Annotated in this window: 12 protein-coding genes; all 12 read left to right on the forward strand. The window is 47.9% G+C overall.

From position 1 onward, the window contains the following. Positions 1 to 35: 35 nt before the first annotated feature. Positions 36 to 2,327, forward strand: a complete 2,292-nt coding sequence (locus AC3WMT_RS21930) for a type VI secretion system Vgr family protein (protein ID WP_103305002.1) — start codon at positions 36 to 38, stop codon at positions 2,325 to 2,327. Then, the gene (locus tag AC3WMT_RS21935) at positions 2,324 to 3,880 is read left to right on the forward strand and encodes a hypothetical protein (RefSeq protein ID WP_103305003.1); all 1,557 of its coding nucleotides are present in this window, start codon (positions 2,324 to 2,326) and stop codon (positions 3,878 to 3,880) included. The genes AC3WMT_RS21930 and AC3WMT_RS21935 overlap by 4 nt, the downstream gene beginning before the upstream one ends. A gap of 3 nt (positions 3,881 to 3,883) precedes the next feature. After that, on the forward strand, positions 3,884 to 4,825 hold the full coding sequence (locus AC3WMT_RS21940; RefSeq protein ID WP_103305004.1) for a PoNe immunity protein domain-containing protein: 942 nt from the start codon (positions 3,884 to 3,886) through the stop codon (positions 4,823 to 4,825). 413 nt (positions 4,826 to 5,238) lie between these two features. Next, the gene (locus AC3WMT_RS21945) at positions 5,239 to 5,889 is read left to right on the forward strand and encodes a DUF2931 family protein (protein WP_103305005.1); all 651 of its coding nucleotides are present in this window, start codon (positions 5,239 to 5,241) and stop codon (positions 5,887 to 5,889) included. Between the two features lie 32 nt (positions 5,890 to 5,921). Then, entirely contained in the window at positions 5,922 to 6,884 is a 963-nt protein-coding gene (locus AC3WMT_RS21950) for a type VI immunity family protein (protein ID WP_146041247.1), read from the forward strand. A gap of 72 nt (positions 6,885 to 6,956) precedes the next feature. Next, a complete protein-coding gene (locus AC3WMT_RS21955) occupies positions 6,957 to 8,081 on the forward strand; it encodes a DUF3396 domain-containing protein (protein WP_256583549.1) in 1,125 nt (374 codons plus the stop codon). A gap of 190 nt (positions 8,082 to 8,271) precedes the next feature. After that, entirely contained in the window at positions 8,272 to 9,063 is a 792-nt protein-coding gene (locus AC3WMT_RS21960; RefSeq protein ID WP_103305008.1) for a PoNe immunity protein domain-containing protein, read from the forward strand. Continuing rightward, on the forward strand, positions 9,060 to 10,007 hold the full coding sequence (locus AC3WMT_RS21965) for a PoNe immunity protein domain-containing protein (RefSeq protein WP_103305009.1): 948 nt from the start codon (positions 9,060 to 9,062) through the stop codon (positions 10,005 to 10,007). Before AC3WMT_RS21960 ends, AC3WMT_RS21965 begins: the two co-directional genes overlap by 4 nt. An 83-nt stretch (positions 10,008 to 10,090) precedes the next feature. Next, complete coding sequence (locus AC3WMT_RS21970) at positions 10,091 to 11,053, forward strand: type VI immunity family protein (RefSeq protein WP_103305010.1); 963 nt, start codon at positions 10,091 to 10,093, stop codon at positions 11,051 to 11,053. A gap of 28 nt (positions 11,054 to 11,081) precedes the next feature. Beyond that, on the forward strand, positions 11,082 to 12,020 hold the full coding sequence (locus AC3WMT_RS21975; RefSeq protein WP_103305011.1) for a type VI immunity family protein: 939 nt from the start codon (positions 11,082 to 11,084) through the stop codon (positions 12,018 to 12,020). Positions 12,021 to 12,075: 55 nt separating this feature from the next. Beyond that, positions 12,076 to 12,849, forward strand: coding sequence for a PoNe immunity protein domain-containing protein (locus AC3WMT_RS21980; protein ID WP_103305012.1), 774 nt, complete (start codon positions 12,076 to 12,078; stop codon positions 12,847 to 12,849). A 69-nt stretch (positions 12,850 to 12,918) separates the two neighbouring features. Then, a complete protein-coding gene (locus AC3WMT_RS21985; RefSeq protein ID WP_103305013.1) occupies positions 12,919 to 13,689 on the forward strand; it encodes a PoNe immunity protein domain-containing protein in 771 nt (256 codons plus the stop codon). Positions 13,690 to 13,704: the final 15 nt, after the last annotated feature.

Below are 13,704 nucleotides of genomic sequence, written 5' to 3' on the forward strand. Positions count from 1 at the left end.
CGTCCCCTGCTTATTCAACGGACGGAATTCAAGGCATGCTGGACGCCAACGCTACCCACATCACCCTCACGCTCGAAGGCGCCAACGCCGACCTGCAAGTCCTCAGCTTCACCGGTCGCGAAGCCCTCAACGAACCGTTCCGTTTCGACCTCGAACTGGTCAGCGCCCGCCCCGACCTGAAACTCGAAGAGCTGCTGCACAAACCCGGTGTGCTGACCTTCGGCGCCACAGGCGAAGGCAAGATCCACGGCCTGGTGTACCGCATCGAGCAAGGCGATTCCGGCAAGACCCTGACCCGTTACAGCATCAGCCTGGTGCCGCAACTGGCCTACCTGCGCCACAACCACGACCAGCAGATCTTCCAGCAGCTCACGGTGCCGAAGATCATCGCCCAGGTTCTCGAAGATCGCGGCATCCTCGCCGACGCCTACAGCTTCCAGCTCAGCGCCGAATACCCGGAACGCGAATACTGCGTGCAGTACGACGAGTCCGATCTGCACTTCATCCAGCGCCTGTGCGAAGAGGAAGGCATCCACTTCCACTTCCAGCACAGCAGCAGCGGCCACAAACTGGTGTTCGGCGACGACCAGACCGTGTTCCGCAAACTCAAAGCCGTGAGCTACCAGCAAGACTCCGGCATGGCCGCCGACAAACCGGTGATCAAGCGCTTCAACCTGCGCCTGGAAACCCGCACCACCCGCGTCAGCCGCCGCGATTACGATTTCGAAAAACCGCAGATCCTGCCCGAAGGCACGGCGACCAGCCCCTTCGCCCCGGACCTCGAAGACTACGATTACCCCGGCCGCTTCACCACCCGCGAGCGCGGTAAGTTCCTCTCGACCCGCGCACTGGAACGCCACCGCAGCGACTACAAACTCGCCGAAGGTAAAGGTGACGAACCGACGCTCACCAGCGGCCATTTCCTCACCCTCGCCGAACACCCGCGTGCCGAGTGGAACGACCTGTGGCTGCTGCTGGAAGTCTTCCACGAAGGCAAACAACCGCAAGTGCTTGGCGAAAACGTCACCAGCGACGTCACCGACAACAAAAGCGATTTCCACCAGGGCTACCGCAACAGCTTCCTCGCCACCCCGTGGGACGCGCACTACCGCCCTGCCCTCGAACACCCGAAACCGAAAATCCTCGGCAGCCAGACCGCCATCGTCACCGGCCCGTCCGGCGAAGAAATTCACTGCGACCAATACGGCCGCATCAAGGTGCAATTTCACTGGGACCGCGACGGCCAGGCCGACGACAAAACCACCTGCTGGATGCGCGTCGCCAGCGGCTGGGCCGGCAGCGCCTACGGCGGCCTCGCCATCCCGCGTATCGGCATGGAAGTCCTCGTCACCTTCCTCGAAGGCGACCCCGACCAGCCACTCGTCACCGGTTGCCTGTACCACAAGGAAAACGTCGTCCCCTACGACCTGCCGGCAAACAAGACCCGCAGCACCTTCAAAACCCTCAGCTCACCGGGCGGCAAGGGCTACAACGAATTCCGCATCGAAGACAAAAAAGGCATCGAGCAGATCTACATCCACGCCCAGCGCGACTGGGACGAAAACATCGAGCACGACCAGAAGATCCGCGTCGGCAACGAACGGCATGACACCGTTGAAGCCAACACCTTGAGCGAGTTCAAGGTGGAAGAACACCGGATTACACATCTGGATCGCGTCAGTGAAATGCGCGCGGATGATCACCTGACCGTGGGCGTGACGCAGCATGTGAAAGTGGGTACGGCGCAGTTTGTCGAGGCTGGGACGGAGATTCACTACCACGCTGGCGAGAAGGTTGTGGTTGAGGGGGGGATGGAGCTCACGGCCAAGGCTGGCGGAAGTTTTGTGAAGGTTGATGCGGGTGGCGTGACGATTAGCGGGGCTGAGGTGAAGGCTAATACCGGGGGCGCGCCAGGGGTCGGGACCGGGATCGGGATTTTGATTCCGTTGATTCCGGGGTTGGCGGCAGCGGACATCGCCGGAAGGCTGATGGAAAAAGCCAAGGCCAATCCGACGTGGCTGGAGTTGAACTTGCATTACGACAACCTTGAACCCGTGCCCGGCGCCTCGTACCGCGTTGATTTTGCAGACGGTTCGACGCGTGAAGGCGTGCTGGATGACGACGGATTCGCCCGACTGGAGGACGTACCGAAAGGCCCGGCCAAAGTGTATTACGGCGAAGACCCGAGACCGTACAGCCGCGACAGCGTCGCGGTCGTGCAGAACTCGGACGACAAAGTTAACGAAGATTTACGCAAACTCGGCCTGGACCCGAATCAGGTTGATTTACAAGCATTAGTGGAGAAAGCCGCAGGGAGGCTGACATGAGCGAGGCAGTAGCTGAGAACGCAAGCGAGGGCGGCGAAGACCGCAGCGCAGCGTATCAAGAAGCCGCAGTTGAACTGGCAAAAGGCATCGCCCTCGGCGCTGTGCCGTTTCTGGGTCAGGCCATTGATGCCTACGACACCATCGAATCCGCTATCGTCCTCTACAACGCAGAGACGACGGCAGGCAAGGAAGACGCGCAATTCGACCTGCTGATGGCCGTCATCGGCTGGATTCCCGGCCCGGGCGACGGACTGAAAAAGAGCCTGCGAATCGTCAACAAAGACCCTCAACGCTTCGCCCCGGTCTTGTTCGACCTGCTGCGCTTCGTCCTCCAGGAATGCGGAATCAAAACCAGCCCCGAAGAACTGCTCAAACAAATCTTCGACGCTGGCAAGCTACGCGGCGAACTCGACGAAATCATCACTGGCGTAAAAGGCTCTTCCACATTCCAGAGCCTGCCCAACTGGGCGAAAACCTCCGTCGTCACTGTCCTGGCCTCCTCCCGCGACAACATGCCGGCCATGGTCGGGATTGTTGAGAAACGCTTGGTGAAATGGAAAGGCATGCAGCGCAACAGCTCAGCGGCCTCCTCCGGCTCCAGCCACCCGAAAAGAGCGGAAAAACCTGCCAGCAAAGATTCATCGGTTGCAGCGAAAGGCAAGGATGGCGCCAGCGGCACCCACTCCAATCAGGTCGAAGCCTCCAAAGTAGGCCTGCAGGCCCCCTCCAGCATCTTGAATGAAGGATTGGGTGTCAGTGGCGAGCACATTGCCGACTACATCTGCGCGGTGGAGTTTGGCTGGGGCAAGGATTGGGATGGGCATGACAAGGGTTCTGATGGGAAGTGGCTTGAGGGCGTGCCGAGCGGGAGCAAGATGGGGAAACTTTCGGCGGGGGGGAGTCCTAAAGCGAAGCATGTGCTTTACAAGCTGACGGATGGGGCGAATGGCACGGGGATAGATGCGGTTTGGCGGGCCAACCCGGCTAACAATGGCGGCGAGAAGTTTGCCATTGTGGAAGCGAAGGCTAGCAGGGATGAAGATGCGCCAAGATTTTTGCGCAGACCAAATAACACTAGGAAACCAGGGGTTAGTTCAAAACTAGGTGTTTCAGGGCTTGCTCCTAGCGATTTGATCGAACCCATCGAGAGTGCCACTGATACTGACCAAAGCAAGACACCTTTAAGATCAGGAAAAAACAAACCAATCTTGGCAAAAAACAAACAAAGCTCAAAACCAAAAACAAGAGAAATTTTGGTTCAAATGAGCGAAGAATGGATCGATAGAAATATCAAAAAATCCGTTCGAGCAGCACTAGCCATTCAAGTAAAAAGCTCATATAGCCGTCATCTTTTTTATTCACCACTCTACCACACAAGTTTGAGCCCCAAAGAACACGCTAGCGCACGCCTCAACAACTCAAACAACGAAACTCACGAAAACCACAAAGCCTTTCATTATAGCGAAGCCGAGATCAAAGCTTTTGTCAACAAGCGAAAAAAATCTTTGATTAGAAAACATGGCAAACTAGAGACGCTGACGCTTGAGATTTAGAACATGAAAAAAAGACAGAAATTCTACACTGAAAACCAATATAGAACCTTCCTAGAAGAGTACGAAGAGGTTCTTGAATTCTGCAAAACTAACACTTTCAAATCTAGCTCACCAGAGCAAGAAGCCTCACTTAGAGCCAGGCACCTCCAAGATCTACTGCTTGATAAAATTCTAGCCAGCTATACAGCTGGAGAAGAGATAGAGAAACTTATCCCATTGCTTGAAGAGCTAATAGAAAAATACGAAATTCGACAGGAAAAATTAGCTATCTATGAACAAGCACCAAATATATCTCCTTTGGCAATAGATGATTGGCTGGATCAGTATGAAGAGTGTGTTCAAGTCATAAGTTTGTGCATACTATTACAACGCACTGACTTATTGAAACGCTTTGTCACTCTGGTAGATGATGCGGGATATGCTGGTGACGACACACTCTATGAAGACTTATTAAGAAAAACGCTACCAAAAAGGCATGATGTTGACCAATGGTACCACGACGTATACACGCTATTGATCAAAGCCATATACGCAGATTCTAAAGAAGAATCTTCAAAGCTGTTAAATGATTACTGCAAGCAATGGTACCCAGCATTCAAACAAGCTCCCTGGCATGACACTCATCTGCAGGGAGAGGATGGAAGTTATGTAGGCTATTGGGCCTTCGAAGCTGGCGCGATTGCGTTTTTGTATGGTATAGACGACAGTAAAATAGATCACCTAGTTTACCCTAGGGACTTAGTCGAATACGCCAGAAATTATCAACCTACGAATGAATCGCAGGTAGCTCGTGTAGATGCTGGTCAACCTTGCGGAAAGACTGGCTATTGGTTTACCCCTGCAAAAACGGAATCCCGCCGCTATTTCAATCAAGGTGAAATCATGCCGAAGTATGAAGATTCCACTTGGGGCGACACGATTTGGTATTGGTCAGGGGAAGAGTAAAACGCCCTCTGGCACCTTAAGCAATCTGAAAGTCACGCCTGAATATATCTACTGCTCTACTACTCAGGCCCCCGAACATGATCAGAACCTGCAGCGTTGGTTGGCGAAAAAGAGAACAACGTTGAAGTCAGGCTCGCGATGATCCCTCAAGCGGGCAGTGCTCAGCTCAGAACTGCTTGATGCGATTTGAACCTTGGCTTTAATCGAGAAAATTTGTGGTAATGAGGTAATAAATTCGAAGAGCCTCTCAACTGGACTGATGACCAGTTGAGAGCCATCTGAAAAAATAAAGCACTACTCTTATGAGAAGCCAGTAACCAATGCACAAACCGTAACATTCTTTATTTGATTGAGTAGAACACTTAACTTATCAGTAAGCCAATCGATAATTTGCTGCACATGGTACCCCCAGAATGAGTAAATACTTAACACCTATATTTGCTGCATTACTACTTACTGGATGCATTCATTCTTACAGCGTGGCTTTACCATACGATAGGTGGCATCTTGGATTCTCTGCTCCCGACTATATGGAAGTCTGGATCGAAACGGCAGATGTAATAGATATCCGTGGTGACGTTTACAGACGCGCGATGAGCGGCGTCGCGTCATTGCAGACGCCTCCAAACAATTCCGGAGATCCACGAGGCTGGCCTAAAAAAGCTGGCATTGGAGGCGGTAAATACGTTACAGGAGCGGACCTGCCAAAAAAAATATATGTACGTTGGCAGTCTCTGGTTGAGCCGCAAACCTACAAGATGGAAATTGATATCTCTGACTCGACCAGGGAACTCATGCGTCAGGGTGAAAAGGTATTTTGTGCGGCGGACGGAAAATGGATTACCGGATATCGTCAATCAATTACAGTCCACCTCGCTCCCGGAGGAATTGCTAAAGTCTGGGTCGCCGGCCCCTGCATGACCTCCGTCGAAGTGGCAAAGATTAAAGCCGAGATAGACCCTCGAGGCCCCTACGAGGGTAAGTCTGGAGGAGAATATGACTCTCTCTCCAAGGAATCCCAATTCTATGTCGAAAAATTCGGCGTGCCATACAACTCATGGTAGCGCTGTAAGGGACCGGAGGGTCGAGAAGCATCGTGAGCAAAATAGGAAAAAACCTCGAAAATCGCGTCGAAGAATTGTCATTTGAGCTTTCGGACGGTACACCTGTGGTCAAACTTGGCTTGATCGCAACACTTTACTTCAAGAATGGATACACAACAGAAGTTAAAACATCTGTAATGGATTGCTTCCGTGCTTTTTATGAAGAGTTCGGCGCCCACTTGAAAGGGCAGATTAAAGATAAGTACACAAAGCTCACTCAACAAAACCTTGAAAAAAACGTAGAGAAAACGATACGCACCGGCCCAAATGAGCAGTACGAATGGCAACTTACTAGCGCCGCCAGTATTTATGAAGCTGAAGAGTACGGAATATCAACCATGAACAGCCGGGAGTTGCACGGCGACCATGCTCAATCTTATATAAAAATCGTACTACCTTGGCAACTTATAACCACCGAAGAAGGGTTATCTCGATATAATTACTGGATAAACTTCCTGAGCTCGAAAGTCAACGCCGAGCACGGATATGGCGGATTATCAACAATCCTTCCTTATGATTTCGATAGCTATTTGCCAATGGAGTTTGAGCTTGCTCAACGGTATCTAGGGCTGGACGTTGACTCAATGCCCCATAGTTTGACTATTCATTTGATCGACTTTATCAAAGGGGTGAACTGGCAAACTGTGCTAGGAGAGACCTTTGTGCAGAAACTTGGGGGAGAGGATGTTCTGCGCCAGGAGCTTGAAGGACACGGTGATATTTCTATAGAACGATACGGTCATGGCTTGATTATCCGTGCGGGACATTATCCTCAACTCGGTGCAATCGAGGACGGCGCACCATCCTCTTACTTGGCCGTCAACAAAATAGTTAAATCACTGCGCATCCCTGCTCCCAGTCAGTTGCATAATTATTCGCCACATGGAAATTGTTTCGAAAAAGACAGCACGGCACATTGGTATGCTCGATTCGACGGAGAAGTCAAGAATTACTAAATGCTAAACGTGCCGTTTCGATCCAGAATTGGTCGCCCACTTTCGATCTGATGCCACCAAATGAGACTTTCCGTGGACCGACTCTTAAAAGCCATCAATGAGCAAGCCCACAACTTGTCGATTGAGCCGCCGGACGCCTTGCCGACAACTAAACTTGGGCTGATTGCCACTCTGTATTTTAAAGAGGGGTACAGTCTCAAAAAAAAGAACAAGATTAATAAATGCTTCGCTAGATTCCATGAAGAATTTGAATCTCATTTAAAAACCATGGTTTATCGGCGCCGAAAAAAGCTTACAAATGATAATTTCACAAAGGCACGTGAAAGTATTCTTCAAACTGATCCGGATGATCAGTTCAGCTGGTTCATAGGTAGCTCGAGCAGCCCTGATGAGGCCGACAGCTATAGCATGTCAATGCTCAATTCATTTGAAGTGCACGGTGATAAAAAACGGTCATTTATAAAAATTGTATTGCCGTGGACTTTCTTAAATGAAGAAAAAGGCGTGGAGCGCTTCCAAGATTGGATCACTTATCTTTGTGACCAAATTGGCGCGGAGCATGGATATGCAGGTCTCTCAAGCATTCTGCCTTACGACTACCATAGCTATATGCCAACAGAATACGAATTAGCGAAGCGTTATCCTGGCCTGCAAGTCGATTCGATGCCTCATTCGTCTGCAAGGGAACTGCTTGGTTACATTAAGGGAGTAAATTGGTTCACGATTGTAGAAAACGACCTTATCGAACGATTGGGTGGGGAATCAACAATTAGAAAGTCTTTCAGCGGTCGCGGTGACATAAATATTCTCAGCTATAAAAAAGGACTGATCGTTCGAGCAGGAGAGTGGCCTGAGCTTGGTTCCTCTGAGGAGTATCTCCCGGCAGCGTATGTTGCGGTAAACAACATTTTCAAGCCTCTACGTATACCAGTTCCGGATCAATTACATAGCTACTCACCCTATGGAATTTGCTTTGAGAAAGAGAGCACTGATAAATGGTATGCGCGCTTTGACCGTAATGACGACATGACCACTCCTTCCCGTATAGAGTCGAACCAGTCATGCACAAAAGAAGGTTACTGGTTTACCCCGGCAAAGCCAAACTCTCGTAAATACTTCAAGCTGGGAGAGCTAATGCCTAAAATTGATAATTCGGTTTGGGGCGATACGCTTTGGTATTGGTCAGGTGAAGACTAAGCCCATCCCCTACCCTTCGCTTAGATCTGTTTCAGGATCTGAGCGAAGTGTACAAAGAGAATTCTGCCTTGACCTTACAGACGAATCGATCCATAAGAGCCATAAAACTTTCCATCACAATCTTGTAAATGACGGACGAAAGTTTTGATAAAAATATGGCACATTAGATTCGCATAAGTTTAGTCGCCAAATGAAAAATAGACAAAAATTCTTTAATGAAGCCCACTACAACAACTTCTTAAAAGAGCATGACGATGCTGTCGAGCTTTTAAACACGACTAAATTCAAGTCCGACAGCCCCGAAGGTGAAGCGACACTTCGCTCAAGATTCGCTCAACGTTTAGCACTTCGAAAGCTTACAGCCATGTATACAGCAGGCGAAGAAATCTCTTCGCTGATTCCACCATTGGAATATCTGATTGAAAAATATGAAATCCGGCAGGCGGCACTAGCGGTATCGGAACAATCCCCAGAAATTTCACCGTTAGCAATAGACGACTGGCCACACGAATATGAAGAGTGCGTGCAAGTCATAGGTCTCTGCATCCTATTGCATCGCACAGACCTGCTAAATCGCTTTGTTAAATTGATAGACAATGCGGGATATGCTGGCGACGACACATTATACGAAGATTTACTCTGTAAAATATTGCCTGGCAGAACTGATGTAGACCAATGGTATCACGATGTTTATTCACCGCTAGTACAAGCCATATATGCAAAAACAAAAGAAGAGGCTACAAATTTTCTGCAAAGATACTGCAATCAATGGTATTCGGCCTTTGAACAAGCACCTTGGCATGATACTCACCTGCAGGGTGAAGAAGGAAACTACGTTGGATACTGGGCATTCGAGGCTGGAGCTATCGCCTTTTTGTATGACATAGATGACAGCAAAATCGATCATATGATTTATCCAAAAGACCTCGTCATATACGCCCGAAACCAGAAAACCACGAAAAAATCGCAGGTTGGTGCTTGATGATGCATAGAAGACAACAGTATTTGAGCGAAAAACGCTATCAAAATTTCTTCAACAACAAAGAAAAAACAACAGCATTTTTTGAGAAAAACACATTTCAAGCAGACTCAGAAGATCAAGAAAAATCTCTTCGAGCCCGACACTTCCAAAAATTAATTTTTAAAGAAATACTCATTCGCTATACAGCGGGAGACGAGATAAACAATCTCATCCCACTGATGGAAAGCCTCATAAACAGCTACGAACTACTACAGAAGAAATTAGCAATCTATGAAGGGACCCCCAACATAACACCATTGACAATTGATGACTGGCTAGACCAATACGAGGAGTGCGTCCAAGTTTTTAGTCTATGCATACTTCTTCACCGATCTGACTTGCTAAAGCGCTTCGTTTCGCTTATCGACTCCGCAGGCTATGGCGGTGATGACACATTGTATGAAGACCTACTTTGCAAACTATTACCTGACCGATACGATGTTGACCGTTGGTATCACGACGTCTATACACCTCTAGTCCTCGCTATTTACGAAGAGGATAAAAGAGAAGCCTCAAATCTGTTAAAAAAATACTGCGAAAGTTGGTATCCAGCATTCAAACAAGCACCTTGGCATGACTCTCACAAACAAGGCGATGAAAGTAGCTACTGTGGATATTGGGCATTGGAAGCAGGAGCAGTAGCGTTTCTTTACGGCATTGATGATCGCGATATAGACCACATGGTTTACCCGAAAGAACTGGTTGAATACGCAAGAAATCATCAAGTATCCAATAAATTTCAGGTTGCTCGCATAGACGCTGGTCAACCATGCAGTAAAGCAGGATTCTGGTTTACTCCGGCTGAGGCAGATTCTCGCCGTTACTTTAACCAAGGCGAAATCATGCAGAAGTATAAAAACTTAGCTTGGGAAGACACTATCTGGTATTGGTCAGGAAATGAATAAGCGGATCTCCGATTCGCTTAGGTCTGTTTTCATGTTTTGAGCAAAGCACACAGGCATTATCTTGCGGACAAAAGAGAAATCCTATGAACTCACTGGAAAAATTGACCGAGCGTGCATCCGACCTGACATTTGAATTACCGGATAGTACACCGGTTATCAGATTGGGACTGATTGCGACTTTTTACTTCAAAGAGGGCTATTTACGGCAGAGCAAAGAAGCTGTCATGCAGTGTTTCGCACGTTTCAAGGAAGAGTTTGGCCAACACCTAAAAGGTCAGTTCGATAACCGTTACAAAAGACTAAATGGTACAAACTTTAATAACAAAACCTCAAAAATTCTCGACACGGGCCCAAATGAACAATACGAATGGCACATCAGTAGCGCCACTAAAGCTAACGAAGCTGCCGAGTATAGTCTAACCGTACTGAATTCTTTTGAAGTACATGGTGATCAAAGACGCTCATTTCTAAAAATGACGCTACCATGGAGTATATTAAAAGAACCCGATGGTGCGGCACGTTATAAAAACTGGCTTGTTTACTTAGCTGATCAAGTTAAGGCTGAACATGGGTATGGCGGACTTTCCAGCATCCTACCGTTTGACTTCGATAGCTACTTGCCCATAGAGTTCCAATTAGCCCAGCAGTACACCGGCCTTGAAGTTGATTCTTTGGCAACTAATTTCAAACGAGAACTCCTCGATCATATTAAAGGTGTTAACTGGTATACCGTCGTAGGCGATCGATTTGCTGAACAATTGGGTGGCGTAGATGCAATCAGTTATATGTTTAGCGGTCGCGGCGATATAGAGGTAATGAAATACCAATACGGTTTGATAGTTCGCGCCGGTGAGTTCCCGGACTTGGGCCCCATAAATGAACCATTGCCGGCGGCCTATGTAGCAGTGAATCGCGTTTTTAAACCGCTACGGATCCCTGCGCCGAATCAATTGCATACATACTCGCCTTACGGAAACTGCTTCGAAGAAGACAGCACCGCCCGCTGGTATACTCGTTTTGATCAAGATGATAACGATTCGAAATGAAGCATCGAGAACCATCGTGAGTTAAATAATGAAAAACCTTGAACAACGCGCCGCAGGTTTGTGCTTCGAACTTCCCGATGGAACGCCCGTTGCAAAACTGGGTATCATCATCACTTTATACTTTAAAGAAGGCTACACAGCAGGAAAAAAACTGAAGATTATTGATTGCTTTGGAAAATTCAATGACGAATTTGGAGCACACCTTAACGGCTTACTTCAGGATAGCTACAAACAACTGACCTCGGAGTCACTAAAAAAAGCATTCACCAAAATTCGCTCATCATCTGGTAATGAACGGTGCGAATTGCACCTAACGAGTGCGTCGAGCACTAAAGAAGCTGCGGATTATGGGATATCCGTGCTTAATTCTCGCGAAGTTCATGAAGACAGCGACCGCTCGTATATAAAACTAGTTCTCCCCTGGGACTTCATTGCATCAGACGAGGGGCTGACCACGTACAGGACCTGGGTAAAATACCTGTGCAACCAAGTCGAAGCAGAGCATGGTTACGGTGGATTATCCACGGCACTTCCGTTCGACTATGATAGTTATATGCCTATCGAGTATGAACTTGCACAAAAATACACCGGCCTGGATGTTGATTCAATGCCTCACAGTTTGGCCTCCGAGCTTATCGACCATATAAAAGGTGTTAACTGGCAAACTATAATCGGAAATTCATTTATTGCGAACCTTGGCGGGGAGCCCGCTTTGCGCCAGAAGCTAAGTAGCCGTAGCGACATTGATTTTGTCAACTATGACAATGGACTGATTATTCAAGCAGGTGAGTACCCGCAACTCGGCGCCGAAGGTAGAGATGAGCTCGATGCTTACATCGCAGTAAACAAAATATTAAAGCCAGTGCGTATTCCAGAACCGGATCAAATTCATCATTACTCTCCTCATGGAAATTGCTTCGAGGAAGAAAGTACCAAGCGATGGTACGCCCGCTTTGATCGGGAATGAATTATCGACTACCCATTTCGCATAGAGTCAATTTAATAAGATATAGACTAATAACATGAAACAGAGACAAAAATTTTACAGTGAAAATCACTTCAGCATTTTTATGAGTGCACATGACGAAGCTCACGATTTTTATCGCACAAGAAAATTTAAATCAGACTCGCTCGAAGAAGAGGAAATGCTTCGTTCCAGGTTTTTCCTGAGGCTGACCTTGAATAAGCTGTTAGCGACGTACACGGCGGGAAGAGAGATATCCGAACTTCCTCCACTGCTCGAGGATGTGATCGAAAAATACGAAATATATCAGGACAAACTGGCAAAGAACGAACAGATTCCTGAAATATCACCGTTGGCGATTGGCGACTACCCCTACCAATATGAAGAATGTGTTCAAGTTATAGGGTTTTGTATTTTATTACATCGCACAGACCTCCTAAAACGATTTGTAGTGCTAATAGACAACGCGGGCTATAAAGGTACCGATACGCTCTATGAGGATTTGCTTTGCAAGGTTCTACCTAGCAGATATGACATAGACCAGTGGTTTCACGACGTTTATTCACCCCTGGTACAGGCGATTTATTCGGAAACGGTAAAAGAGGCTACCCTACATCTTAAAAATTATTGTAGCCATTGGTATACGGCGTTCAAACAAGCTCCTTGGCACGACACTCATCATCAAGGGGAAGACGGTAACTATGTGGGCTATTGGGCTATCGAAGCAGGAGCAATTGCTTTCCTGTACGACATAGATGACAGCAAAATCGACCATATGGTTTACCCAAAGGACTTGGTCAAGTATGCACGAAACAATAAATCGACCGCTTGACCTATTAAATAGCTCACTGAGCGCTTAAAAATTCCAGGCAGGCTTGAATTTTACAACCAAGGAAGAAACGTGAACAAAAGGCAAAAATACTATAGCGAAAGCCACTATAGAATCTTCTTGAAGGAGTACGAGGAAGTTGTAGAGTTTTGCAAAAACAATAAATTTGAATCAGATTCTCCCGAACAAGAAGAGTCGCTTCGAGCACGCCATCTTCAGCGCCTTCTGCTTGACAAAATCTTCGCCTGCTATACGGCGGGAGAGGAAATAGAAATCCTCATTCCGTTGCTTGAGGAACTGATAGAGAAATACGAAATACGGCAGAACACGTTATCTATTTATGAACAGGAACCCCAAATATCCCCGCTTGCTATAGATGACTGGCCGTATCAATACGAAGAGTGCGTCCAAGTAATAGGCTTGTGTATTCTCCTGGACCGCACCGATTTATTGACGCGATTCGTAGTTTTGATTGATCAGGCGGGGTACGTCGGGAGTGACACCCTATACGAGGACCTATTAAGAAAAGTGCTGCCAAACAGACATGATGTTGACCAGTGGTTTCACGACGTCTACACCCCCCTGATACAAGCCATCTACATGGAGTCTAAAGAACAGTCCGCACAGCGACTGAGAGAGTATTTCAACCAATGGTATGAAGCTTTCATTCAAGCCCCTTGGCACGACACACATTTGCAAGGCGAGGATGGTAGCTATGTGGGCTATTGGGCTATCGAAGCAGGAGCAATTGCTTTCCTGTACGGCATAGACGACAGCCAGATCGATCATATGGTCTATCCAAAAGATCTGGTGGAATACGCCAGACGCAAGGCAAACACGTAAACTCTGCCCTCCCCC

It is taken from the genome of Pseudomonas sp. FW305-7, assembly GCF_058786735.1.